21 protein-coding genes are annotated in these 24,511 nt (G+C 74.2%); 2 read left to right on the top strand and 19 right to left on the bottom strand.

Annotation, left to right across the window (positions count from 1 at the left end; translation table 11 throughout):
- Positions 1–20: 20 nt before the first annotated feature.
- The 5 genes from GA0070558_RS27910 to GA0070558_RS27930 form a co-directional block, all read right to left on the bottom strand.
- Entirely contained in the window at positions 21–1,277 is a 1,257-nt protein-coding gene (locus tag GA0070558_RS27910) for an MFS transporter (protein WP_043963107.1), read from the bottom strand.
- Complete coding sequence (locus GA0070558_RS27915; RefSeq protein WP_091285087.1) at positions 1,270–2,475, bottom strand: cytochrome P450 family protein; 1,206 nt, start codon at positions 2,473–2,475, stop codon at positions 1,270–1,272. Before GA0070558_RS27915 ends, GA0070558_RS27910 begins: the two co-directional genes overlap by 8 nt.
- Positions 2,476–2,507: 32 nt before the next feature.
- The gene (locus tag GA0070558_RS27920; protein ID WP_091285090.1) at positions 2,508–3,167 is read right to left on the bottom strand and encodes a DUF5825 family protein; all 660 of its coding nucleotides are present in this window, start codon (positions 3,165–3,167) and stop codon (positions 2,508–2,510) included.
- Complete coding sequence (locus tag GA0070558_RS27925; RefSeq protein WP_091285093.1) at positions 3,148–5,085, bottom strand: RiPP maturation radical SAM C-methyltransferase; 1,938 nt, start codon at positions 5,083–5,085, stop codon at positions 3,148–3,150. The genes GA0070558_RS27920 and GA0070558_RS27925 overlap by 20 nt, the downstream gene beginning before the upstream one ends.
- A gap of 151 nt (positions 5,086–5,236) precedes the next feature.
- Complete coding sequence (locus tag GA0070558_RS27930; RefSeq protein ID WP_091285097.1) at positions 5,237–7,120, bottom strand: S9 family peptidase; 1,884 nt, start codon at positions 7,118–7,120, stop codon at positions 5,237–5,239.
- A gap of 304 nt (positions 7,121–7,424) precedes the next feature.
- Between GA0070558_RS27930 and GA0070558_RS27935 the strand changes: the two genes are divergently transcribed.
- Complete coding sequence (locus GA0070558_RS27935) at positions 7,425–8,207, top strand: ABC transporter ATP-binding protein (RefSeq protein ID WP_256092162.1); 783 nt, start codon at positions 7,425–7,427, stop codon at positions 8,205–8,207.
- Positions 8,208–8,222: 15 nt separating this feature from the next.
- On the opposite strand, the gene npdG is transcribed toward GA0070558_RS27935, so the two are convergent.
- The 11 genes from npdG to GA0070558_RS27990 all read right to left on the bottom strand — a co-directional run bounded on the left by npdG (position 8,223) and on the right by GA0070558_RS27990 (position 19,711).
- Positions 8,223–8,885 (bottom strand): NADPH-dependent F420 reductase, encoded by a 663-nt coding sequence (gene npdG / locus GA0070558_RS27940; RefSeq protein ID WP_091285104.1) that lies wholly within the window; start codon positions 8,883–8,885, stop codon positions 8,223–8,225.
- Entirely contained in the window at positions 8,882–9,220 is a 339-nt protein-coding gene (locus GA0070558_RS27945; protein ID WP_077937440.1) for a VOC family protein, read from the bottom strand. Before GA0070558_RS27945 ends, npdG begins: the two co-directional genes overlap by 4 nt.
- Complete coding sequence (locus GA0070558_RS27950) at positions 9,217–10,200, bottom strand: LLM class flavin-dependent oxidoreductase (protein WP_091285109.1); 984 nt, start codon at positions 10,198–10,200, stop codon at positions 9,217–9,219. The genes GA0070558_RS27945 and GA0070558_RS27950 overlap by 4 nt, the downstream gene beginning before the upstream one ends.
- Positions 10,201–10,209: 9 nt before the next feature.
- On the bottom strand, positions 10,210–11,181 hold the full coding sequence (locus tag GA0070558_RS27955; RefSeq protein ID WP_077937438.1) for an enoyl-CoA hydratase/isomerase family protein: 972 nt from the start codon (positions 11,179–11,181) through the stop codon (positions 10,210–10,212).
- A 9-nt stretch (positions 11,182–11,190) separates the two neighbouring features.
- Entirely contained in the window at positions 11,191–12,189 is a 999-nt protein-coding gene (locus GA0070558_RS27960; protein ID WP_052503750.1) for an LLM class flavin-dependent oxidoreductase, read from the bottom strand.
- Entirely contained in the window at positions 12,189–13,745 is a 1,557-nt protein-coding gene (locus GA0070558_RS27965; RefSeq protein ID WP_091285131.1) for a class I adenylate-forming enzyme family protein, read from the bottom strand. Before GA0070558_RS27965 ends, GA0070558_RS27960 begins: the two co-directional genes overlap by 1 nt.
- Positions 13,742–14,749 (bottom strand): LLM class flavin-dependent oxidoreductase, encoded by a 1,008-nt coding sequence (locus tag GA0070558_RS27970; RefSeq protein ID WP_176734405.1) that lies wholly within the window; start codon positions 14,747–14,749, stop codon positions 13,742–13,744. The genes GA0070558_RS27965 and GA0070558_RS27970 overlap by 4 nt, the downstream gene beginning before the upstream one ends.
- Positions 14,746–15,831 carry an LLM class flavin-dependent oxidoreductase gene (locus tag GA0070558_RS27975; protein ID WP_256092164.1) on the bottom strand — a complete coding sequence of 362 codons (1,086 nt, stop codon included), beginning with the start codon at positions 15,829–15,831 and terminating at the stop codon, positions 14,746–14,748. Before GA0070558_RS27975 ends, GA0070558_RS27970 begins: the two co-directional genes overlap by 4 nt.
- 87 nt (positions 15,832–15,918) lie before the next feature.
- Complete coding sequence (locus GA0070558_RS27980) at positions 15,919–16,965, bottom strand: acyl-CoA dehydrogenase family protein (protein ID WP_091285140.1); 1,047 nt, start codon at positions 16,963–16,965, stop codon at positions 15,919–15,921.
- Positions 16,966–16,978: 13 nt separating this feature from the next.
- Positions 16,979–18,130 (bottom strand): acyl-CoA dehydrogenase family protein, encoded by a 1,152-nt coding sequence (locus tag GA0070558_RS27985; RefSeq protein WP_077937433.1) that lies wholly within the window; start codon positions 18,128–18,130, stop codon positions 16,979–16,981.
- 33 nt (positions 18,131–18,163) lie between these two features.
- Positions 18,164–19,711, bottom strand: coding sequence for an AMP-binding protein (locus GA0070558_RS27990; RefSeq protein WP_091285142.1), 1,548 nt, complete (start codon positions 19,709–19,711; stop codon positions 18,164–18,166).
- A gap of 68 nt (positions 19,712–19,779) precedes the next feature.
- Here GA0070558_RS27990 and GA0070558_RS27995 point away from each other — a divergent pair, with 68 nt between their 5' ends.
- Positions 19,780–20,760: an MBL fold metallo-hydrolase gene (locus GA0070558_RS27995; protein WP_091285145.1), complete on the top strand. Its 981-nt coding sequence runs from the start codon at positions 19,780–19,782 to the stop codon at positions 20,758–20,760.
- Between the two features lie 60 nt (positions 20,761–20,820).
- Here the strand turns inward: GA0070558_RS27995 and GA0070558_RS28000 are convergent, their stop codons facing one another.
- The 3 genes from GA0070558_RS28000 to GA0070558_RS28010 are packed head-to-tail and all read right to left on the bottom strand — an operon-like array spanning position 20,821 to position 24,487.
- The gene (locus tag GA0070558_RS28000) at positions 20,821–22,428 is read right to left on the bottom strand and encodes a class I adenylate-forming enzyme family protein (RefSeq protein WP_218107118.1); all 1,608 of its coding nucleotides are present in this window, start codon (positions 22,426–22,428) and stop codon (positions 20,821–20,823) included.
- A complete protein-coding gene (locus GA0070558_RS28005) occupies positions 22,425–23,990 on the bottom strand; it encodes a class I adenylate-forming enzyme family protein (protein ID WP_091285148.1) in 1,566 nt (521 codons plus the stop codon). The genes GA0070558_RS28000 and GA0070558_RS28005 overlap by 4 nt, the downstream gene beginning before the upstream one ends.
- Positions 23,990–24,487: a VOC family protein gene (locus GA0070558_RS28010; RefSeq protein ID WP_077937428.1), complete on the bottom strand. Its 498-nt coding sequence runs from the start codon at positions 24,485–24,487 to the stop codon at positions 23,990–23,992. The genes GA0070558_RS28005 and GA0070558_RS28010 overlap by 1 nt, the downstream gene beginning before the upstream one ends.
- Positions 24,488–24,511 lie beyond the last annotated feature (24 nt).

A 24,511-nucleotide genomic window follows, 5' to 3' on the forward strand; every position in this document is an offset into this window, starting at 1 on the left:
GGGCCGGGCGCGGGGAGGCCTCAGCCGTCGCGCAGCACCCGGCGGGACAGGCCGAAACCGAAGGCGGCCCCCAGCGTCGCGGCCGTGGCCAGGAACAGCACCGGGCTGCCGTACGCGTCCACGACCAGCCCCGCCGCCGCGCCGGAGAGCGGGAACAGGCCCAGCGCGGCGAGGAGGATGGCGCTCATCACCCGGCCGAGCAGGTGGGGGGCGGTGTGCTGCTGGACGACGGTGATCACCAGGACGTTGGTCACGGTGCTGGCGACCCCGGCCACGGCCAGCGCGACGAGGGCGCCGGCGTACCCGGTGAACGGCACGAGGGCCACCGCCCCGGCCAGCACCAGGCCGGCGAGCATGGCCGTGGCGCCGCGCCGGCGGATCCCGGTCAGCCCGGCGGTGAAGAACCCGCCGGCCAGCGAGCCGCCGGTGAACGCGGCCAGCAGGCCGCCGAAGCCCTCGGCCCCGGCGGACAGGTCGGCGCTGGCCAGCGAGGGCAGGCCCACCCGGACCATCCCGCCGACGGTCAGGTTGGCCGCGGCGGTCACCACCAGCACGGTACGCAGCAGCGGCGACCCGCGCAGCAGCTGCCAGAACGTCAGCCGGGGCGGCGACGCCGCGCCCCCGGCGGGCGGGGCGGCGGCCGGCGCGGCCCGCCGGTGGTGCGCCCCGATGACGGCGAGGCAGGCCGCCGACACCGCGAAGGTCAGCGCGTCGACGCCGAACGCGACGCCCGGCGAGAGCAGCACGACGACGAGCCCGGCCACCCCGGGCCCGACCAGCCCGGCGGCGAAGCCGGCGGTGCTGTGCAGCGCGTTGCCGGCCTGCAACTGCTCGGCCGGCAGCAACCGGGGCGTGATGGCGTAGGCGGCCGGCTGGAACAGGCCGGCCCCCAGGCCGGCGACGGCGACCAGCACCCCGATCAGGACGAGGCCCGGGTCACCGGCGACGGCGGCCACCGCGATCGGGGCCGTGGCCGCCAGCCGGAGCAGGTCGGAGACCAGCATCACCTGCCAGGGGCCGACCCGGTCGGCGAGGATCCCGCCCAGCGGGGTGGTCGCGAGCCGGCACAGGCCGTAGCCGGCGACCAGCAGCCCGAGCTCGCGGGCACCCCCGCCGACCTGGTAGACGAGGAAGGGCAGCGCGACGGCGTGGAAGGCGTCGCCGAAGACCGACACCGACTCGGCGACGAAGAGCAGCCGGTAGTCGCGGGACCGCAGCGGCGCCAGGCTCAGCCGCGGCCGGCGGCGGGGCGTCCGGGTGGCGGTGGTGTCAGCCACGGGGGGCCACCGGCAGCGACTCCAGCCCCCGCAGCATGATCGTGTTGCGCCAGCGCAGGTCCGTCTCCGTGCCGGCCAGGGCCAGCGCAGGGAAGCGGTCCAGCAGCCCGGCCAGCGCCACCTCGCCCTCCAGCTTGCCGAGGAACGCGCCGAGGCAGCGGTGCGTCCCGTGGCCGAAGGCGAGGTGCCCGGCGTCGCCCCGGTCGAGCAGCAGCCGGTCGGCGTCGGGGAACCGGTCGGGGTCGCGGTTCGCCCCGCCGAGGGACACCAGCACCAGCTCCCCGGCGGGGATCTCGACCCCGTCGACGTCCACCGGCGCGGTGGTGAACCGCAGGGTCGCCATGCTCACCGGCGACTCGTACCGGAGGAACTCGTCGACCGCCGCGGGCAGCGCGGCCCGGTTGCGCCGCAGCCAGGCGTGCTGGTCGGGGTGGCGCAGCAGCGCCAGGGTGGCCGTGCCGAGCAGGTTGACGGTCGTCTCGTGGCCCCCGATGAGCAGCAGGAACACCATGCCCACGATCTCGTCGTCGGTGAGCTGCCCCTGGTCGCGGGCCGTGAGCAGGAGGGTCAGCAGATCGTCGCGCGGGTCGGTGCGCCGCCGCCGCAGCACGACGGCGATGTGCTCGGTCAGCTCCCGCAGCGCCCGGCCGAACGCCGCCGGGTCGTCGCCGTGGGTCAGGATCGCCGTCGACCAGCTCCGGTAGGCGGCCCGTTCCTCGGCGGGGAAGCCGATCAGCTCGCAGATGACCAGCATGGGCAGCGGGAACGCGAAGTCCGCCACCAGGTCGGCGGTGTCGCGGTCGGCCAGCTCGTCGAGCAGGGCGGTGGTGATCCGCTGCACCAGCGGACGCATGGCCGCCACCCGGCGGGCGGTGAAGAACCCGTGGATCAGCCGGCGCAGCCGGGTGTGGTCGGGCGGGTCGCTGTTGAGCATGTGGACCATGTCGCCGCCGAGCGTCACCCCCGCCACCCGGCGGTCGGCCAGTTCCTGCGCCCGCCGGGCGTCCTGGCCGAACCTCGGGTCGGCCAGCGCCGCGCGCACGTCGCGGTAGCGGGCGACGACCCACATGGGCAGCCCCTCGTCGCTGTGCAGGATCGACACCGGGCCGTTGGCCCGGATCCGGGCCAGCGTCGGGTACGGGTCGACGACGAACGGGGCCTGTCGTGGCGGCGTCGGCCCGTCCTCGGCGGTGGTCATGGGTCTCCTCTTCGGTGGCGCGCTCGGGGCAGCTAGACGATCAGGGCGGGGAAGGGCCAGCGGTGGGCGCGGGTCGGCAACCACCACAGGTGGCCGGCCTGCTCGGCGACCAGGTGCGCTCCGACGAGGTCCCGGCGCACGTCGGCCGGCACCGCCGTCGCCACGACGCCCTCGGCCAGCGTCTCGATCGCCGCCAGGTGGCCCGGCTCGTCGATCGTCACCACCTCCAGGGCGCCGGAGCGCCGGTCGCGGACCTCCACGAAGCCGGGGCCGCGCCGGTAGACGCAGCGGCCGAGGAAGAACGCCGCCCGCCAGCGGGCCGCGACCGTGCCGGTGGCGTCCCCGTCCAGGCGGGACGGTGGGCACAGGTGGGTGAACAGGTCGCCGCCGTGGCAGCCGTCCCGGCAGCGCGCCGTCCAGTCCACCGCGATCCCCCGGGCGGTCAGCTCCCGGACCAGCAGGAGGGACCGCGCCGCGCGGGCGTCCGCGTCGGCGCACAGGTCCACCGGGTGGGCCAGCCGCGCGTGCCGCGCGCCAGCGGCGTACCAACCGGCCACCGTCCCCCCGCACGGCCCGACCAGCCGGTGCGTGCCGAGCGCCATCCCGGGCAGCCGGGCGGCGGCCGGATCGTAGTCGCGGGACAGCTCGACCTCGACCACGGTCGCGCCGAAGTCACCCCGCGGCGACGGCATGGCGGTCCTGTCCGGCGCGCGCGGCGGCGTCCGCGGCGGCCCGCTGGTGGTCGACCCGGGCCAGCACCTGGTTGTGCGACTCGACGGCGGTGTGCACCCAGCAGCCTCCCTCGTGGAACACGATGCCCAGCTCCGACCACTGGTCGAGCAGCGGCCGGACCGTCGCCGCCCCGCCGGGGACGCGGGCCGCCAGGATGGCGTCCGTGCGGGGCTGCGCCAGCAGCCGGAACAGCGCCACCTCGGCCGGCGTGGCCAGCTCGCGCACCGACCAGTCGTACGCGGCGCGGCGGCTGACCAGCACGACCCGGTCGTCGATCTCCTGGTAGGTGAGCCGGCTGACCGGGTACTCGGTGCGCCACCGGTCGATCGCCGCGTCCAACGCCGCCGCCTCGGCCCGGCCGATGCCCCGGGCCACGGTGGTGAAGATGTACGCCAGGTCGGTCAGCTCGGCGGCGGGCAGGTCGTAGATCTCCCGGTACTGCGGGGCGGGCTCCAGCACCGGGAAGCCCAGCTCCGGCTGGTTGAAGTAGGGGCTGAACCGCTCGATGGCGATGCGCGCCGCGCCCATCGGCGGGTCGAGGTGGTGCAGCGCCGGCAGCTGCGCGACGACGTCGGTGTAGTCCTCGGCGGTCTCGCCGGGGAAGCCGTAGAGGTAGTTCCAGCTCGTCGTCACCCCGGCGCTCTGGGCCTCGCGCAGCGCGCGGACGTTCTGGCAGCCGGTCACGCCCTTGTCCATCAGCCGCAGCACGTGGGTGCTGAGGTTCTCCACCCCGGGCTGGACCTGCACCGCCCCGGCCTCGGCGAGCCGTTGGAAGTGCTGCCGGCGCAGGTTGGCCTTGACCTCGAAGTGCAGGCGGACGTCGTAGTCGGATTCGGCCAGCCGCAGCAGCACCGAGTCGAAGTACGCCATGTCCAGGATGTTGTCGACCACGATGAAGTCGAGCAGCTGGTGCCGGCGGGCCAGGTCCAGCACCTCGTCGAGGAAGCGTCCCGGGCTCTTGCTGCGGAACTGCATCGACGAGCCGTTGAGGCCGCAGAAGGTGCAGTGGTGCTTCTCGCCCCACCAGCAGCCCCGGGAGCCCTCGACGACGAGCTTCGGGGCCACCCACTCGGCCGCCGCCGAGGCGTCGAGGCGTTCGACGAAGCCCGTGTAGTCGGGGGCGACAATCCGGCCCGGCGGCAGCGGTCGCGCCGACATGGGGTTAGCCCGCGCGACGCCCGTGGGGTCCCGCCAGCACAGCCCAGGGACGTCCGCGAGGCCACCGGCAGGGCCGCCGCCGGGACGCGGGTCGCCGCCGCCGACCGGTGCGGCGTCGAGCGCGTCGAGCAGCGCGGGGAAGGCCGCCTCCCCCTCGCCGCGCACGACGAAGTCGAGGAACGGGAAGTTGCGGTGCAGCGCCGCGCCCTGCGCACCGTCGCAGTTGGCCCCGCCGAGGACGGTCCGCACGGCGGGCCTGCGCTGCTTGAGCAGCCGGGCGGCGGCCAGGCTGGCGGTGTTCTGCTGGAAGGTGCTGGTGAACCCGACGACGTCGGGCGCGGCGGCGTCCAGCTCGGCGACCAGGGTCGCCACGAACTCCGGCACCAGCTCGTGCAGCGCGGCGGTCATGGCCGTCTCGGCCCGGCTCGCCCCCGCGTCGGCCAGCAGCCGGTGCAACGGCCCGAAGTCGCGCCGCCGCCCGTAGAGGGCACCGGCGAACACCCAGTCCCCGGCGCCCTGGAAGTAGGAGGTCTCGGAGAAGTACTGGTAGTCGGCCAGGCCGAAGGTGAGCCGGTCCACCGCCCAGTCGACGAAGTCGAGGTTCGCGTGGCGGACCCGCACGTCGTGGCCGGCGGCACCGGCGGCGGTGCGCAGGATGCCCAGGGCGAGCGACGGGACGTCGAGCGATCCCCACGGCATGTGCACCAGGACGACCTTCATCGCCGGTCTCCTCTCGGGCGGGCTGGGCATCGTTCCGGGGCCTCGCGGCGGCGCCCCGGAACGACGTCGTGGACGTGCGTCACCGCGGCCGGGTCACTTGCCGGCCGGCGGCGCCTCGGTCACCTGGGGTCGCGCGGCCGGGACCGCCCGGTCAAGATCGAGGAGCATCTTGACGATGACGGCGCCGCGGTCCCGCTCGCCCGTGCTGATCGGGTCGTGCCGCACAGTGCGTCGCTTCATTGAATTCACCTCCCTCCGGTCGGTCGGGGTTCGGACCCCGCCGGTCGCGGTGGTCCTGACTGGGGGCCGCCGGGGGCGGCCCGTACGGGGGGAGCACCGCGGTGGCGTAGCGGAGCAGGGCGGCGAAGACGACCGACTGTCCGGCGGCGTCGCCGTGGTGGCCGCCGGTGGTCCAGAGCACCTCGTGCGGCACCGCGCGGTCGCGCAGCGCGGCCACGTACCGGCCGACGGCCTCGGCGGGGCACCGCTCGTCGTCGGTGGCGGCGGCGACGAACAGCGGGCCGCGCACCCGGTCCAGGTACGTCATCGGGTCGGCGGCCCGGTACCGGTCGGGGACCTCGGCGGGGGTGCCGCCGAAGAGTTCCTCGTCCGCCTCGCGCACGGCGGGCAGCGTGACGCGGTGCGCGGTCGCGTAGTCGGCCACCGGGGAGACCGCCAGCCCGACCGCCCAGTCGTCGGGGGCGACGCCCAGCGCGAGCAGCACCAGGTAGCCGCCCCAGGAGTAGCCGCACAGCCCGATCCGCCCCGGCTGCGCCACGCCGAGGGCGACCAGGTGCCGGCGTACGGCGTCGAGGTCCTCCAGCTGGGCCAGGCCGACCCGGTGGCCGAAGTCGTGCCGCCAGCGCGGGCCGTAGCCGGTGGATCCCCGGTAGTTGGTGCGCACGACGGCGTAGCCGGCCCCGGTGAGCAGTTCCACCCGGGGGTCGTAGCTGTCCCGGTCGTGCAGGAACGGCCCGCCGTGCAGCAGGAGGATCGTCGGCCACGGACCGGTGCCGGGCGGGGTGGCCAGGAAGCTGTGGATCCGGCCGTACGGCTGGGGTGTCCACACCTCGCGGCGGCCCGGCGCGGCGGGCGGGCCGGGCGTCGGACGGGGGTCGGCGGCCGGGTCGACGACGAGCCGGCGCGGCGGCGTCGCCTCCCGGCTCCACACGTAGTGGATCGTGCCCTCGGGGGCGCAGGCCAGCTCCAGGATGGTCCCCGCCGGGGTGGGCAGGACGGCCGGCTCGCCGCCGTCGAGGTCGGTCAGGAGCAGCCGGCTGCGTCCCGCCCGGTCCTGTTGGACCAGCACCCGTCGGCCGTCGACGTGCCAGTGCGCGGTGATCTCCGTGTCGAACGCCAACCGCTCGTGCAGCCGGACGTTCCGGCCCGGCCGCCAGGTGCCGACGGTGTAGTGCCCGCCCGCCTCCACGACCAGCAGCAGCTCCGCGTCGCCGGCCGGGTCGGGGCGGAACTCCAGGGCCCACACCCGGCGGTGCGGGCCGCCGGCGAGGGCCTCGGTGTGGCCGTCGGTGCGGCGGACCACCGTGACCGCGACCGGCCCGTCCGGTCGGCCGGCGAGGGCGAGCAGGGTGCCGTCGGGGCTCAGGTCCACCAGGGGCGCGTAGCCGGCCACGGCCGCCAGCGGGCGGGCCGGTCCGCCGGGCGGGCCGAGATGGTACCGGGACTCCGCGTCGTGCCCGACGCAGACGACCGCCAGCGTGCCGGCGTGGTCGAAGGCGATGCCGTACGGCCGGCCGCGGGGCAGCCCGGTCAGCGCGGGCGCGGCCGGTCCGCCGTCGAACGGCTGGCGGCGCCAGGCACCGACGCCGTCCGGGTCGGCGTCGAACCACCAGACGTGGCCGCCGTCCGGCTCCAGGTCGCAGGCGTCCACCCCGTGCCGCGCCCGGGTCAGCACCCGACGCTGCCCGGTGGCGCGGTCCCACGCGACGACCTGGGGGCGGCCCGCGACGTCGTCGAGCTCGACGGCCCGCAGCGGGGCGGCGGCGGCGAATGCCGGTGCGCGCGGTGCAATCACGACGACCCCGTTCCACCGGACGGCCGGAGCACCGATCGTAATAGACGGATGACGATGCGTACATGCCGTCGGCCGCGGTTGCCCACCGCCCCGCAACTGTCACTTCACGGGCGCTTTCCGGTGAGTCGTCATGACGCGCCGCAAAATGGTCCGCGCGCATCCCGGCGACGGCGGTCACCGTGGACGTCGGTGCCGGCCGCCCTGCGCGGCCGGGTTACCGTACCCGGGTGCCGCCGCACGGACCTCGTCATCTCGGCCGCCGCTGCGGGCGGGCCCCCTCGTGACCGCTCCCCCGGTGCTACGCGTGACAGACGCGACCGTCGTCCGGGACGGCAGACCGATCCTGAGCGAGGTGTCGCTGACGGTCCGCGCCGGCGAGCACTGGGCGCTGCTCGGCCCCAACGGGGCGGGCAAGAGCACACTGCTCGGCCTCCTCGGTGCCGTCACGCACCCCACCCGGGGCACCGTCGAGGTGCTGGGCCACCGGCTGGGGCGGGTCGACATGCGCGAGTTGCGGTCCCACGTCGGCCACGTCGACCCGCGGCACGACCTGCGCTCGCCCCTCACGGTGCACGACGTCGTGCTGACCGGGCTGACCAACACCGTCGAACGCGTTCCCCGCTGGGCGCCGACACCCGAGCAGGTCGCGCAGGCCGACCGGCTGATCGGACTGCTCGGCCTCGGCGAGCGCCACGGCGCGCGATGGCCGACCCTGTCGCAGGGGGAACGGGGCCGTGCGCTCATCGCCCGCGCGCTGATGCCCAGTCCGCGGCTGCTGCTGCTCGACGAGCCCGCGACCGGTCTCGACGTCGCCGGCCGGGAACAGCTCATCGAGCGCCTCGACACGCTGCACCACACCTACCCGCGGCTCGCGTCCGTCCTGGTCACCCACCACCTGGAGGAGCTTCCCCCGGGGACGACCCACGTGCTGCTGCTGCGGGACGGGCGCTGCCTGGCGTCGGGGCCCGCCGACGAGGTCCTCACCAGCGACCAGGTCAGCAAGTGCTTCGACCATCCCGTCCGGCTCACCCGCGTCGAGGGACGGTGGAGCGTGCGGGCGAACCGCCCGGCGAGGCCGGCCGGCTGAGCCGGTGCCGCGGGCTCACACGTCGGTGACGCGCAGGCCGGCGTGCGCCTTGTAACGGCGGTTGACCGAGATGAGGTTGGCGGTGAACGCCTCCACCTGGTGGGCGTTGCGCAGCCGCCCGCCGTAGACGCCGCGCACCCCGGGGATGACGGCGGCGAGGTCCTGGACCAGGTCGGTGGCCGCGCGGTCGTCGCCGAGCACCAGCACGTCGGTGTCGACCGTGTCGAGGTCGGGATCCTCCAGGAGCACGGCGGAGACGTGGTGGAACGCGCCCACCACGGTCGATCCGGTGAGGATGGCCGCCGCCTGCTGGGCCGCCGAGCCTTCGGCGACGGCGAGGGCGTACGCGCCCTGCCGGTCGAAGCCCAGCGGGTTGACGCAGTCGACCACGACCTTCCCCGCCAGCGCCGGGGCCAGCTCGGTGAGCAGCTCGGCGTGGCCGTCCCACGGCACGGCCACCACGACGATGTCGCCGGCCGCCGCCGCGTCGGCGTTCGCCGCGCCCCGGACCCGGCCGGGCAGCCCCGCGGCGGTGCTCTCCGCGCGCGCGGCGTCCCGCGAGCCGAGCACCACGTCGAGCCCGGCCGCGGCGAAGCGGCGGGCGAGGCCGCAGCCCTGCGGGCCGGTGCCGCCGAGCACGGCGACGGTACGGCCGCGAAGCGCGTCGCTGACGGTCATGCCGGGTTCCTTTCGTAGACGACGAGCGGGTTGCCGCAGGGGTCGACGACCACCGCCCGCCGCTCGTGCGGGCCGGCCTGCGGGGCCCCGGCCGTGGCGCCGGCCGCCACCAGCCCGGCCAGGCAGGCGTCCAGGTCGTCGACCTGCACGCTGAGCAGGGTCCGCCCGGCGACGGGCTGCTGGGTGGCGTCGGCGAGGCCGACGGTGACGGTGCCGTCGGTGACGGCGGCGTACCGGTCGCCGTCGCGGAACCGCACCGTCAGGCCGAGGGTGGTGTAGAAGGCGAGCTGGGCGTCCAGGTCCCCGGCGGGGACGATCACGTGCCCGATCCTCATGGGCGGAACCTCGGCATGACCTCGCGGGCGAACCGCTCGACGATCTCGATGGACCGCTCGATGGGCAGGCCGAGCCACTGGGCGCGGAAGACGAAGTGGTTGTAGCCGGCGTCGGCGAAGTCGCGGATCTTCGCGGCGATGTCGTCGGGCGAGCCGAAGAACAGCGCCTTCTCCTTGATCGCGTCCCACTGCGACTCGAAGAAGTCCATGCCGTACTGGACGTACTCGCCGTAGGAGCGGCGCACCGCGTCGCCGGCCACCGCGAAGGCCGCTTCGGCCGAGTCCGCGACGCACAGGTCGCGGTGGATCGGGAACACCGCGCCGTCCTCGTCGAAGCCGGCCGCCCGGCGCTGCTCCCGGTAGTCGGCCAGGTTGCCGACGGCCCAGTTGCGGCGCACGTTCGACGGGGCCAGCCACGGCAGGCCCTGCCGGGCGATCCGGGCGATGCCCGTCGGGCCGTTCGCGCCGACCCACACCGGCGGGTGCGGGCGCTGCACGGGCAGGACGCTGCAGCGTACGCCGTCGAGGGCGAAGTGCTTGCCCTCGTGGTGGACCGTCTCCCCCGTCCACAGCCGCTGCATCACCGCGAGGGCCTCGTTCATCCGCGACACGCGGGTGCGCCGGTCGATGCCGAACGACGCGAACTCGACGTCGCGGTAGCCGGAGCCGATGCCCAGCACGAACCGGCCGCCGGACATCTGGTCGATGGTCGCGATCTCCTCGGCCCAGTGCACCGGGTGGCCCAGCGGCAGGATGAGGATGCCGGTGCCGAGCTGCATGGTCCCGGAGTGGTCCACGAGCCGGCTCAGCAGCGGCAGCGGCTGCGGCGTGCGCAGCGACGACAGGTAGTGGTGGATGCCGAACACCGAGTCGTAGCCCAGGTCGCGGACGTGCTGGACGTACTCGACGGTCTCGCCGATGCGCCGGCCCAGGTCGTCGCCGGGGGCGTACTGGTGGTCGAGGAGGATGCCGAACTTCACGCCGCGCGCCTACTCTTCCCGGGACCGGGTGTCGCTGAGCCGGAAGTAGGGCGCGACCAGCCGGTCCCGGTCGGCCAGCGCCTGGGCGATGCCCTTCTCGCGGCGCTCCTTGAGGAAGTTCCAGTCGCCCTCGTCGAAGCTGACGTTGGTGGCCCAGCCGTGCCCGACCCAGCCGGTCATCGCGCCCAGGCCCTTGCCCCGGGCCTCCATGACCACCTGCATCATCGACTTGCCCATCATCAGCGAGTCCAGCGGCATGACCGCGATCGCGTCGGCGTAGTCGTCGACCCACTTCTGCAGCTCGTCGCGCTCGACGACCTTGGTGACCAGGCCCTTGCGCTCGCCCTCCTCGGCGCCGATGGCCCGCATGGTCAGCATGACGTCCTTCATCGTCGTCAGGCCGACCTTCTCGATCCAGTGGTACATGTCCTGCGGGGCGGGGCCGAGGTAGCGGAACGCGGGGTGGGTGAACCGGGCGTCCGGGGAGGCGATGACGATGTCGGCCGACAGCGCGATCTGGAAGTGACCGCCGTAGCAGTAGCCCTGCACCTGGCAGATGGTCGCCTTCAGCGACTCGATGATCGGGCGGGTGAAGCCGGAGCTGAGCACGTTGCGGTCGGGCAGGATGCGCTGCCGCTGCGCCGGCCGCCGCCGCGACGCCTTGTCGGTGCCGGTCCGGTAGCCGATGTAGTGGCCCAGCTCGGCGGCGTCCGCGCCGGTGCCGAAGTGCTCGCCCTCGCCCTTGAACACGATGACCTTGACCCGGTCGTCGGTCTCGGCCTCCCGCACCAGGTCGCCGACCCGCTCGAACGCGGCGACGGGGATGGCGTTGAGCCGCTCGGGACGGTCGAAGGTGATGGTCGCGACGGACCGCTGTTCGTCGACGTCGTAGCGGACGTACTTCGCGAGGACCTCGGGGTCGACCTCCATGTTCTCGACGTCCCACTGGTGTTCCAGAAGCTCGGCTTCGGTCTTCTTCACGGCGGTTCCTTAGGTGGCGGGGGTGCGGAAGGCGGGGATCACTTCGGTGGCGAACAGCCGCAGCGAGGCGCGCAGCTTCTCGGTGGGCATGCCCAGCCACCCGGGACGGAAGATCAGGTGGTCGAAGCCCAGGTCGCGCAGGGCGGAGATCCGTTCGACGAGGAACTCCGGGGAGCCCAGCAGCAGGGTGTTGCGCACCAGCTCGTCGAACCGGTCCCGCTGCCAGCGCAGCGCCGGGTACTCGGCGTACGTCGAGTACTCGACGCGGGCGTGGGGCAGCGCCTCCTCGACGGCCCGCTCGGTGGTCGGCGCGCAGTACAGCTCGACGCCGACGGGCCGCTGCACGGTCGCCGGGTCGCGGCCGTACTCGGCCAGGGCCTCGTTGTAGACGGCCAGGTGCTCGGGCAGGAAGCGGCGGCTCGGGGAGTTGCCCGGCGCGTACCAGGCGTCGCCGAGGCGGGCCGCCCGGCGGACGGCCTTCTTGCCGCCCGCGCCGATCCAGATCGGCGGCCCGCCCGGGGTCAGCGGGCGCACCCCGATCGTGGCGTCGGTCTGCGGGTAGAACTCGCCCTCGTGGGTCACCGGCTGCCCGGTCCACAGGGCCCGGATGAGCCGCAGGCTCTCGTCGAAGCGGCGGAACCGGGTCTCCGGGTCGATGCCGAACGCGGCGAACTCGTTGTCGCGGTAGCCGGCGCCGACGCCGAGGACCACCCGCCCGCCGGAGAGGTGGTCGAGGGTGGCGAACTCCTCGGCGACGTGCACCGGGTGGAACATCGGCAGCAGCAGGATGCCGGTGCCGAGCAGCATGTCGCCGGAGCGCGGGATGAGGCTGGCCAGCATCGAGATCGGCTGGGGCGTGGCCAGGTTGGACTGGAAGTGGTTGATCGTCCACACCGAGTCGTAGCCCAGCTCGGCGGCCAGCTCGACGGTGCCGAACAGGTCGTCCAGGTGTCTGCGCAGGTCGTCGCCGTGCGGGTACTGGTGCGACGCCATGATGCCGAACCTCATCAGCTTCCCCCTCCCTGCGACACGGGTGCCGCCGCGCGGCTGGTCTTGCCGGTGGTGCTGCGTTCCAGGGCGGGCACGAACTCGACCCGCCGGGGGGTCTTGAAGTGGGCGAGGCGGTCCCGGGCGTACGCGACGACGGCGTCGGCGAGGTCGGCGTCGGTGACCGCGTCGTCGGCCTCCCGCACGACGAGCGCCACGGGGATCTCGCCCAGCCGGTCGTCGGGGCGGCCGAGCACCCGCACGTCGCGCACGAGCGGGTGCTCGCGCAGCACGTCCTCGATCTCCTCGGGCCACACCTGGAAGCCGCCACACTTGATCATGTCGCGCTTGCGGCCGACGAGGAACAGGACCCCGTCGGCGTCGACGTAGCCGATGTCGCCGGTGTGCACCCAGCCGTCGCGGACCAGGTCACGGGACGCCTCGGCGTCGTCGACGTACCCCCGGGTCAGCGCGGACCGGACGACCACCTCGCCCGACGAGCCGGTGGGCAGGGCCTCGCCCGCGTCGTCGCGGATCTCCAGCTCCACGCCCGGGTAGACCCGGCCGGCCGAACCGGGCTTCCACCGGCCGGCCTTCATGTCCCGGCCGGTCCAGCCGGCGATGTGCCCGGCCTCGGTCGAGCCGTAGTTGACCAGGATCGGCACCCGGTAGCGCTCCTCGAAGGCGCGCCGCACCGGCCACGAGATCGCCTGCCCGGCCACGAGGACGGACTTGACCCCGTGAAACGGCAGGTCCCGCTCGGCGTGCACGATGTCGAAGACCATCGTGGGCAGCAGGAAGAGGTTGTCGAACGCGAACCGGTCCATCAGGTCGGCGAGCCGGTCGACGCCGAAGCGTTCCCAGACCACGGCGGCCCGCCCGACGAAGTACGCGAACAGCAGCGAGTGCTGGCCGCCGCTGTGGAACAGCGGCAGGGCGATGAGGTTGGGGGCGGCGTCGGGCGCGGCGGTGCCCTCGGCGTCGGTGCCGGTGCTGACCCGGGCCAGCCGGCCGAGCGACTCGCGGGTGCCGCCGTGGGTGACGCTGACCGCCTTCGGCCGCCCGGTGGTGGTGCCGCCGGTGAACAGGATGCACGCCTCGGCCTCGGGCGCGACGTCGACCGTCGGCACCCGCGCCTCGTGCCGCCACGGCAGCGCCGCCGCCCCGGCGAGCGGTTCCGCGACGCTGCGCACCGGCGGCGCGTCCCCGGCGGCGGCGAGGAACTCGGCGACCACGTCCGGGCGGCGGCCGTCGACGAGCAGCAGGCGCGGGTCGGTCTTCGCGACCGACTCGGCCAGTTCGGCGGCGTTGTAGAGGCTGCTGACGGTGACCGGGACCGCGCCGATCTTCCACGCGCCGAAGAGGAAGAAGACGATCTCCGGGCCGTTGGTCAGGTAGCAGGCGACGCGGTCGCCGGGGCCGACGCCCTCGGCGCGCAGCGCGGCGGCGACCCCGCCGGCGAGCAGGTCGATCTGGTCGAACGTCCACGACCGGCCGTCCTCGCCGTACAGGCCCGGGACGTCGGGGCGGTCGGCGCAGCGCCGGTCGAGGATGCGGGCGAGGTTGCCGGCGCTCATCGGGACGCCTCCCGTCCGGTCGGTGCGGTGTCGACGCGCGCGATGACCTCCGCGCCGAAGCGGGCGAGCTGCTCCATCGCCTCGTCCTGGCCGGCGCCGACGAACTGGTGGCGCAGGGAGACCTCCGTGATGCCGAGGTCGGTCTCCCAGCGGCGCAGCTTGTCGACGATCTCGTCGGCCGACCCGACGAGGCAGTCCTCGGCGAGGTAGCGGTCGAGGTCGAGGGACTGGGCGTCGTCCCACGACTTGTAGCCCGCGTACTGGCGCTGCAGGTGGGGGCGGACGGCGGCGACGGCGCCGGCGTAGCTGTCGCCGAGGTACGCCTCGCGGGTCATCGGGTACTCCCGGTCGAGGGCGAAGCCGCGCTCGGCGAGGTCGGCGCGGTAGATGCCGAGCAGGCGGGCCAGCTCGGCGTCGTTGCCCTTGGGGCCGATGAGCCACGGGGCGTCCAGCCGGGCGGCCCGGCGGATCGCGGGCTCGGCGAACGCGCCGATCCACAGCGGCGGGCCGCCGGGCTGCACCGGGCGCAGCGCCAGGGACGCGCCGGGGACCTCGCCCCAGCTGCCGGCGAGGTCGACGGTCTCGCCGTTCCACAGCGACCGCAGCGTCGGCACGTACTCGCGCAGGCGGCGCAGGCGGTCGTCCCAGGCGACGCCGAAGGCGGCGGTCTCCCGCTTGCGGTAGCCGGCGCCGATGCCGACGGTCAGCCGGCCGCGCGAGAGCACGTCGAGGGACGCGAGGTCCTCGGCGAGCGCGATCGGGTTCAGCAGCGGCGCGAGCAGCACCCCGAAGCCGATGCGGACCCGCGAGGTGGCGCGGGCGAGGTACCCGGCGAGCGGGATCGGCTGGACGAACGCCGACCGGGCCAGGTAGTGGTGGCCGAGGTAGACGGCGTGGAAGCCGGCCGCCTCGGCGGCGGCGGCCTGGGCGAGCACGCCGTCGATGCCGTCGACGGCGGAGGCCGACGGGTCGAACTGGGCGCTGAGGAAGCAGCTGATCCTCACCCGACGACCGCCTCGGTGACGGGCGGGGCGACCCGGGCCGCGTCGGCCTTCTCCTGGGCGCGGAAGTGCGGGATGACCTTCTCGGCGAACTCCTCCATCGACCGCAGCGCGGCCCGGCGGTCCAGCGACGGGATCCGCAGCCAGCCGATGTAGTGGTTGATGCCGAGCTGTTCGCGCAGCATCTCGATGGTCTCGATGACCCGCTGCGCCGAGCCGAAGTTGCCGCCGTGGGTCAGCGTCTGCTCCAGGGTCAACAGCTCGATGTTCTTCGCGACGGCCGCGTAGTAGGAGCGTTCCTGCTCGATGGCCTCCTCCGAGCCGGGGATGACCTTGCCGACCGACTTGTAGTAGTTCATCGCGGCCAGGGCGGCCTCCCGCAGGCCCGCCTCGCCCTCGCCGCACCAGACCTGCTGCATGAACGGCAGTTCGTAGTCGGCGATGTCGAACCCGTTCTCCCGCATGCTCTGCCGGTAGAGGCTGAAGTTCTTCTGCATGATGCCCAACGGCGTGAAGTTCGGGGAGGTGATGATCGACTCGCCGACCGCGCCGCGCTCGCGGAAGCTGTCCGGGGAGACGGTGCCCTGCAGGATCGGCGGGCCGCCGGGGGTGTGCGGGCGCGGGTAGGTCGTGACGTTGTCGTAGTGGAAGATCTGGCCGTGGTAGGAGAAGTTCTCCTGCGACAGCGCCAGCCGCAGGATCTCCAGGGTCTCCTGGTAGCGCTGCTTGGACTCCTCGAGAGGGATGCCGAAGCCGGCGAACTCGGCGGGCTGGTAGCCGCGGCCCACGCCGATGCGGACCCGGCCGCCGCTGAGCACGTCGAGGGCGGCGATGTCCTCGGCCAGCCGCAGCGGGTGGTGCAGCGGCAGCACGAGGACGGCGGTGCCGATGGTGATCCGCCGGGTGCGCTCGGCGACGGCCATGCCGAAGTTCACCGGGCTGCCGAGGATGCCGTACTTGGAGAAGTGGTGCTCGGCCAGCCAGATCGAGTCGAAGCCGAGCTCGTCGGCCAGCTGGATCTCGTCGAGGGTCTCCCGCAGCACCTGGTGGTCCGATGTGCCATCGCTCACCGGAAACAGGTTCATGATTCCGAACTTCACGGCCTCTCCTCGTTTATTCCGACCAGCCGGTATGTTACTGCCGTGGTAGATGGCCTGCAAGGGTTACGCAGGTCAGGCCGCTGCGGTGGGCACGGGCGGCGCGCCGGCGCGCGCGCCGACCCGCAGCTCTCCGGCGCGGCGGCGGTGCCACGAGCCGCGCCCGAACCGGGCGTCGAGCACGAGCGCCCGGCGCAGGAACAGGTGCGGGTCCGCCTCCATCGTGATGCCCATCCCGCCGTGCACCTGGATGCACCGCTCGGCGGCGAAGACCGCCGCCCGCCCGGCCGCGGCCTTCGCCGCGTGCACCTGGATCCCGGCGTCGGGGCGGCCGGTGTCGACCGCCCAGGCGGCGTACAGGGTCAGGTCCCACGCGGCCTTGCGCGCCGTGGCGGCCTCCGCGAGCTGGAACGCGACCCCCTGGAACGAGCCGATCACCCGCCCGAACTGCCGGCGGGTGCGGGCCTGCTCGGCGGCCAGGTCGATCGCGCCCTGCGCGACCCCGCACAGCTCGGCGGCCACCACCAGCGCGGCGCGCCGCACACCCGCACCGGCGGGCGACACGCGCCCGGGCGCGGCCACGGTGACGTCCGACAGCGGCACCGACGGGTCGACGGAGTCGCGCGCGGCGACCCCGGCCGCCTCGGCGGTCCAGACCCCGTCGGAGCCCAGGACGGCGAGGCCGTCGGCCTGCGCCGCGTACGGCACCAGGGTCCGCACCAGCGGATCGGGCGACACCGCGTCCGCCCAGCCGGAGCCGCCCGGCACGTCGACGGCGCAGGTGAGCACCCGGCCGCCGGAGAGCACCTCGTCGGGCAGCGGGTCGGGCCGGTCGCCGCCGCAGAGCAGCTGGACGGCCGCCGCGTGCGCCGGGAACCGGCTCGGCACGAGCCGCTCGCCGAGCGCCTCGACGGCGACCAGCAGGTCGATCAGGTGCGACCCGACGCCGCCGGCGGCCTCGGGCACGCCGAGGAGGCCGAAGTCGCCCAGCAACAGGCCGTCGCAGGCCGGGGCGCGCCACGGGCCCGTCAGGGCGTCGCGCGCCCGGGCTTTCTCCCCCGCCGCGAGGGCGGCGACGGTGTCGCCGATCTCCCGCTGCTCCGGGGTGAAGGTTGCTCGCATGTGGCCACTCCGCTCAGCGCGAGCGGGGCAGGTTCAGCACCCGCTCCGCGAGGATCGACTTCTGGACTTCCTCCGTGCCGCCCTCGATGGTGTGGGCGCGGGCACGCAGGTAGCGGCGCATCCGGGCGGCGGCCCCGTCACCGTCGAGCAGCACGCCGCCGGCCTCGTCGAGCTGCACGGCGAGGCGGTTGGCGTTCTGCACCACCTGCGCCCACAGGCTCTTGAGCGCCGACGTCTCCGGGCCCGGCACGCCGCCGGCCCGGCTCTCGCCGAGCATGCGCATCGACCCGATCCGGACCGCCTCGGCGTCGCAGTGCAGCGCGCCCACGGTGTCGAGGAACGCGCCGTCGTCGGCCATCCCGCGCGCGACCGCGAGGTCGACGACGCGGTCCACCGCCTGGCGGGCCCAGACCCACAGGTTCAGCGCCATGCTGCCGCGCTCGAACGCGAGGGTGGTGAGCGCGACGTTCCAGCCGTTGCCGACGCCGCCGAGCACGTCGGAGTCGGGCACGAAGACGTCGTCGAGGAACATCTCGTTGAACTCGGTGTCCCCGTTGATCATCTCCAGCGACCGGACGGTGAAGGCGTCCATCGGGGCGAGGAAGTAGGTGATGCCCCGGTGCTTCGGCGCGTCGGGGTCGGTGCGCGCCAGCAGCAGGCACTTCGACGCGTTGTGCGCGTTGGACGTCCAGATCTTCGCGCCGTTGACGCGCCACCCGCCGTCGACCCGGGTCGCGGCCGTACGCAGGCTCGCCAGGTCGGAGCCGGAGCCGGGCTCGCTGAAGCCCTGGCACCAGTACGTCTCGCCGCGCAGGATCCCGGGCAGGTGCCGGGCCTGCTGCTCGTCGGTGCCGTGGGCGATGATCGTGGGCCCGGCCAGCATCATGCCGACCCCGTTGAGCGGGTACGGCGCGCCGCGCACGGCGGCCTCCTCGTTGAAGATGGCCTGCGCCAGCGAGTCCATGCCCCGGCCGCCGTGCGCGGTCGGCCACGACAGGCCGGCCCAGCCGCCGGCGCACAGCCGGTCCTGCCACACCCGCGACCAGTGCTCGCGCTCGTCCTGCGACAGCTCCTCCTGGTCGGGCACGTCGGCCAGCGCCTTGTCGAGCCAGTCGCCGACCTCGCGCCGGAACGCCAGGTCGGTGCCGCTGTCAGCGAAGTCCATGCCCACCTCCCAGCGGGTCGTCGTCGATGCCGCTCACGCGGAGAGCTCCTCGGAGCGCGTGAGCCGGGCCTTGTAGAGCTTGCCGTTCGGGTCGCGCGGCAGCGCGTCGCGCACGACGTACGACACCGGGCGCTTCGGCTTGGCCAGCCGCTGCGCGAGGTGGTCGCGCAGCCGCGCCACGGCCGCGTCGGCGTCGGGCGCGGTGTCGGCCAGCACGACGTGCGCCTGCGGCACCTCGCCGAACTCCTCGTCGGGCACGCCGACCACGCCGGCGTCGACGACCCAGTCGTGTTCGAGCAGCGCCGCCTCGATCTCGGCCGGGTAGACGTTGACGCCACCGACGAGGATCAGCTCGGCCGCGCGGCCGGTGACGTAGAGGAAGCCGTCGGCGTCGACGTGGCCGACGTCCCAGACGGTCATCAGGCCGTCGCGGCGCGCGCCGTCGGTCTTGCCGGGGTCGTTGTGGTACTCGACCCGGTCGTCGCCCTGGCGCATGTAGACGATGCCGGTCTGCCCGACGGGCACCTCGTTGCCCAGCTCGTCGAGGATCTTCAGCGTGGAGATCGAGGCCGGGCGGCCGACCGTGCCGGGGTGGGCGAGCCACTCGTGGGGGCGCGCGATGGTGGTGCCGACCTCGGTCGAGCCGTAGTACTCGTAGACTACGGGGCCGAACCAGTCGAGGATGCGCTGCTTGACCTCGCGGGGGCAGGGCGCCGCGCCGTGCAGCACGTAGCGCAGCGTGGAGACGTCGTAGGCGTCGCGCACGTCGGCGGGCAGTTGCAGCAGCCGGTAGAAGTGCGTCGGCACCATGCTGGTGCCGGTGACCCGCTGGGCCTGGACCCGCCGCAGGAAGCCCTCCGGCGTCCAGCCGTCCATCAGGACCAGGGTGCCGCCGGCGTGCAGCGCGCCCATGGCCGGGGTGATGTTGGCCGAGTGGTACATCGGCGCGGAGACCAGCCAGGACGCGAACGCGGGGCGTTCCATCCCGAACTCCCGGAACAGCCAGACGTACGTCAGCGCCCCGGTGTCGGCGTCGACGCCGCTGAGCGGCCGCTTGACGCCCTTCGGGCGGCCGGTGGTGCCCGACGTGTACATCATCAGGGAGCCGGCCGGCGTGTCCTGCGGGCTCGTGTCGGGCATGCCCCCGGTGAGCGCCGACAGCGGCCGGGCCCGGTCCGTGCGGGGGGTGCCGTCGACGAACACGTCGATGTCGGGGGTGGCCCCGGCGGCGGCGACCACCACGTCCTCGACGCGGGCGGAGCCGACGACCACCTTCGCGCCGCTGTCGGCGAGGATGTAGCCGACCTCGGGCGCGGTGAGGTGGTAGTTGAGCGTCACGAGGTAGAGCCCCGACTGCATCGCCGCGAGATACAGCGCCACCATGCCGGCGCTGTTCGTCATGACCGCCGCGACCGTGTCGCCGGCCTGGAGGCCCGCCCGGGTGCGCAGGCCGTGCGAGATCCGGTTCACCTCGGCGAACAGCTCGCCGTAGGAGATCCGCCGATCGTCGGCGGTCACGATCGCGCACAGGTCCGGTTCGGCGACGGCCCACAGCCGAAACCCCGTCCGCTCCTCGCTCATCGGACTCCTTGAATTAAATTCCGACCATCCGGTATGTTGTTGTCACACAGTAAGGGAGCCGTCCGACGATGTCCATACCCGTGAGCGACGCACACGCCGCCAGCTACCGCGCCCGCCAGGTGCCGGCCCCCGTCCAGGTCGCCGACGGCGTCTGGGGCATCCCGATCCCCCTGCACGGCAGCGCCCTGCGCTACGTCACCGTCTACCTGGTCGACACCGGCGACGGCCCGGTCCTCGTCGACGCCGGCTACGACCACCCGACCTGCTGGACGTCGTTCCGACGGTCGGTCGAGTCGCTCGGCCACCGGGTCGAGGCCATCACGACCGTCCTCCTCACCCACAACCACCCCGACCACGTCGGCTTCGCCGCCCGCCTGCGGGAGGTCTCCGGGGCGCGGATCGTCATGGGACGCGCCGACGACTTCGCCACCGCGCACCGCACCCGCGGCACCTTCCTCGCCCAGCTCCGCGCCGCCCTCGACCTCACCGGCGCGCCGGCCGACGTCGTCGACGGCATGTACGCCGACGCCGTCGCGGTCGCCGAGCACCACGAGACGCTGCGGCTCGACGTCGCCCTCGACGCCGACACCGAGTTCCGCTTCGGCGACGTGACCATCCACGCCGTGCCCGCCCCCGGGCACACCTACGGGCACACGGTCTACTTCGACGCCCGCGGCCTGGTCTTCACCGGCGACACGATGATGGCCGAGGGGCCGACCCAGCTCGCGATCGTGAGCCGGCCCGACGACGACCCGGCCGGCGACCTGCTCCGTTCCCTGGCGCGCATCCGCGACCTCGGCGCGACCGTCGCCTGCCCCGCCCACCAGTTCCCCTACCGCGACGTGGCGGCGCGCGCCGACGAGCTGGCGGCCTTCCACCGGGGCGAGGTCGACCGGGTCCGGGACCTGGCCGACGCCGACGCCGACGCCGACGCGTGGACGCTCGCGCCGCGCATGCCGTGGCGCAAGCCGTGGGACGACCTCGGTCGGGGCACCCGGCGCTTCTCCCTGATGCACACCCTCGCCCTGCTGCGCCACGTGAGCCGGTAGGCGACGCCGCGGCGCCGCCCGGTGACCGGCGCCGCCCGCTAGGCGTCGGCGGCCGGCGCGTCAGCCGCGCCCGGACTCGGCGTACGCCCAGTCGGGGCGCAGGTCGGCGCGCAGCTGGCGCAGGGTCCGCTTGAGCACCTTCCCGGACGGGTTCGTCGGCAGCTCCGCCACCAGGTAGACCTCCTTCGGCACCTTGAACCGGCCGAGCCGCTGCCGGGCGTACGCGATCAGGTCCTCGGCCCGAAGCCCCGGCCGGCCGACGACGAACGCCACCGGCACCTCCACCCACACGGGGTGCGGCGCGCCCACCACCGACGCGGCGAGCACGAGCGGGTGTCCGGCGAGCACGTTCTCGATCTCGGCGCTGGCGATGTTCTCCCCGCCGCTGCGGATCATGTCCTTGAGCCGGTCGCGGATGTAGAGGTAGCCGTCGGCGTCGAGGCAGCCGACGTCGCCGGTGTGGAACCAGCCGTCGCGGAACGCGGCCCGCGTCGCCTCCGGGTCGTCGAGGTAGCCGGGGCTCACCTTCGGCCCCCGCGCCACCACCTCGCCGTCCTCGCCGACCGGCACGTCGCGGCCGTCCGGGTCGACCACCCGCACCTGGACCCACGGCACCGGCAGGCCGACCGAGCCCTGCTTGGCCTCCTGGTGGGCGGCGTCGAGGTAGGTCAGCCCGCTGCACGTCTCGGTGAGGCCGTAGCCCTCGATCAGGCGCGCGTTGCCGAACAGGTCCCGCGCCACGGCGAACAGCGCCGACGTCACCTGCGAGTAGATGACCCAGCGCACCGACGACAGGTCGGCCGCGACGCCCGTCGCGCGGCGGAGCATGTCGAGCATCGTCGCCGCCATCACCATGCCGGTGATCCGTTCCGCCTCGATCGCCCGCAGCACGGCCGCCGGCTCGAAGCGCCGCAGCAGCACCATCGTGCCGCCGACGTGCCAGATGCCGTAGCCGGGCAGGTCGGTGCCGCCGACGTGGTAGAGCGGGGCGAAGTTGAGGATCCGGTCGCCGGGGCGCAGCCCCAGCTCCACGATCTGGGCGTGCATGTTCATGTTCACGTTGCCGTGGGTGAGCAGGACGCCCTTGGGCAGGCTGGTCGTGCCGGAGGTGTAGACGATCCGCTGCAGGGCGGCGTCGTCCAGGTCGGCGTCGGCGACCCGGGCCCCCCGGTGGGCGTCGATCAGCGCCCGCAGGTCGAGCCAGCCGTCGCCGATCGGTTCGAGGGCGAGGCGACGCACGCCCCCCGGGCCGGGAACCCCGGCGGCCGGCGCGGCCTCCGCCAGCCCGGCTTCGGTCAGCCCGGCTTCGGTCAGGGCGGCTTCGGTCAGGGCCGCGAACTCCGGGACGGTCGCGACCGCCTGGACCCGGGCGTGCGCGAGCAGCCGCGCCAGCTCTCCCGCCGTGAGCCGGTAGTTCAACGGCACGAAGACCGCGCCGAGCTTCGCCAGCGCCAGGGACAGGATGAGGAACTCCGGCACGTTGTTCGCCACGATCGCCACCCGGCTGTCCCGGCGTACCCCCTCGGCCGACAGGCCCGCGGCCAGGGCGTTGACGTCGGCGTCGAGCTGCCGGTGGGTCCACCGGCGGCCCTCGAAGACGAGCGCGTCGACGTCGGCGAAGCGCCGGGCGTTGCCGGCCAGCATCGCGGCGATGTTGGCGGTGCTCACCCGGCCACCCCCGGGCGCGGGGAGCTGTGCTCCGGTGGCGGCGTCCCGGTGCCGCCCTGGCGCAGCAGCGTCTTCAGGACCTTGCCGGAGTCGTTGCGCGGCAGCGCGGCGACGACCTCGACGTACTTCGGGACCTTGTAGCGGGCCAGTTCGGCCCGGCAGTGTTCGCGCAGGTCCTCGGCGGCGGTGGCCGCGCCGTCGCGCAGGACGACGAACGCCTTCGGCACCTCGTCCCACTGCGGGTCGGGGACGCCGACGACGGCGACCTCGGCGACGTCGGGGTGCCGGGCGAGGACGCGTTCGATCTCGGCGCTGGCGATGTTCTCCCCGCCGGACTTGATCAGGTCGGCGCGGCGGTCGACGAACCACAGGTAGCCGTCGGCGTCGATCCGCCCGACGTCGCCGGTGAGGAACCAGCCGTCGCGGCGGGTCCGTTGGTTGGCCTCGTCGTCGTTCCAGTAGCCGGGCGAGACCTTCTCGCCGCGTACGACGATCTCCCCCGCCACGCCGGGGGCGACGGGCCGGAAGTGCTCGTCGACGATCCGGATCTGCACGCCGGGGAACGGCGCGCCGAGCGCGCCCAGCTTCGCCTCCTCGTGCACGGCGTCCATGTAGCAGACGCCGTTGCACAGCTCGGTCATGCCGAAGGTGTCGACGAGGCGCACGTGCGGCAGGCGGCGCTTCACCTCCCGGCGCACGCCCGGCGCGACCCCGGCGAAGAGCAGGTAGCGCAGCGCGGCGAGGTCCGGCGGGTCGGGCAGGTCCAGCACGCCGAAGAGGATCTGCGCGGCCAGCACCATGCCGGTGATGCGTTCCTCGGCGGCGATGCGGGCGATGTCCGCCGCCTTGAACGTCGGCGTGAGCACCATCGTCGCGCCCGCCACGAACGTCGCCAGGCCCGGCGCCTCCAGCCCGCTGACGTGGAACAGCGGCGCGGAGACCAGGATCCGGTCGGCGGCGGTCAGCTCCAGTTCGAGGACCTGCGCGAGGTGGTTCGCGGCGAGGTTGCCGTAGGTGTGCACGACCCCCTTGGGCCGGGCCGTGGTGCCCGAGGTGTAGAGCAGCCGGTGCACGTCGGCGGGGCCCTTCTCGGCGTCGGCGACCCGCACGCCGGCCGGCTGCCCGGCGAGCAGGTCGGCCAGCCGCCGGGCGCCGCCGACGACCCGTTCGCCGTTGGCCACCAGGGTCCGCAGCCCGGTCGCGGTCGCCAGCCGGGCGGCGTCGTCGGCGAAGTCGTCGTCGTAGAGCAGGCCGGTGACGCCGGCCTGGTCGAGGACGTACGCCTGCTCGTTGACGTGCAGCCGCCAGTTCAGGGGCACCGAGATCGCGCCGATGCGGCTGAGCGCGAGCAGCTCGATGACGTACGTGGCGGTGTTGCGCCCGAGCACGCCGACCAGGTCGTCGGCGGTGATGCCGGCGGCCAGCAGCGCCGCCGCGTGCCGGTCGACGTCCGCGTCGAGCGCGGCGTACGTGAACCGGCGGTCCCCGTCGATGAGGGCCTCCCGATTGGCGCGGCGCAGCGCCTGCCGGCGCAGGTGCTCGGTGACGTTGCTGGCGGCCATCAGTTGCCGCCGCCCTCGCGCCGCCGGGCCAGAATCTCCTCCCGGGACGGCAGCGACACGAACTCCAGCAGGTTGCCGTCGAGGTCGCGGGCCGCGAACGCGGTGATGTGGCCGTAGTTCTCCAGCAGCACCCGGTTGGGGGTGGTGAGGCAGTCGGCGCCCAGCTCGACGAGCCGCTGGTGCAGCTCGTGGATCTCGTCGAGCGGCACCTCGAAGCTGAGCAGGAAGGGCCCCAGCTCCAGGTGGCCGCCGGTCGCCGTCCGGGTGGTGGCGCCGTTCCACTCGATGAGTTCGAGCTGGCCGACGCGGCTGGGCCCCTGCAGGTACTGGACCTTCCCGGTGGTGCCGGCGGGCAGGCCCAGCGACACCTCGATCCCGGGGCCGCCGACGTCGGTGCGCAGCGTCCTGCGGTAGCCGAGGGCCCGCTCGTAGAAGTCCGCGGCCCGGTCGACGTCGGAGACGGTGATGGCCACGTGGTGCACTTCGCTGACCGGCATGGTGACTCGCTTTCTGGGTTGTCC

The sequence above is a fragment of the Micromonospora haikouensis genome (assembly GCF_900091595.1).
Lineage (GTDB): Bacteria > Actinomycetota > Actinomycetes > Mycobacteriales > Micromonosporaceae > Micromonospora > Micromonospora haikouensis.